Here is a 257-nt window from a genome sequence, read left to right on the forward strand (position 1 = left end):
TGCTTGTAGATGGATCTGTTGTGATGGTTGATAATGTATTTAGTCTCTTAGGGCTTAAACATAATAAACATAAGACCTCTTCGCAGCTGTTGGCTATTGCTGCAAAAGAAGTCGAACGGCCTATCTTTTTTTCCTCTTTGATCATACTAACCGTATTATTACCGCTGTTTAGCTATGAAGGCGTTGAGGCTATGTTATTTCAGCCAATCTCAGTATTTTTTATCGTTCCCATTATTATTGATGTGATCGTTAACTTG

General features: G+C 37.0%; 1 protein-coding gene. It reads left to right on the forward strand.

Annotated elements, in window-relative coordinates; all coding sequences use genetic code 11:
- A partial coding sequence (locus CWB80_RS22310) for an efflux RND transporter permease subunit (RefSeq protein WP_138686328.1) occupies positions 1-257 on the forward strand: 257 nt, incomplete at both ends.

Source organism: Pseudoalteromonas sp. S1650, assembly GCF_005887195.1.
GTDB classification, from domain to species: domain Bacteria; phylum Pseudomonadota; class Gammaproteobacteria; order Enterobacterales; family Alteromonadaceae; genus Pseudoalteromonas; species Pseudoalteromonas simplex.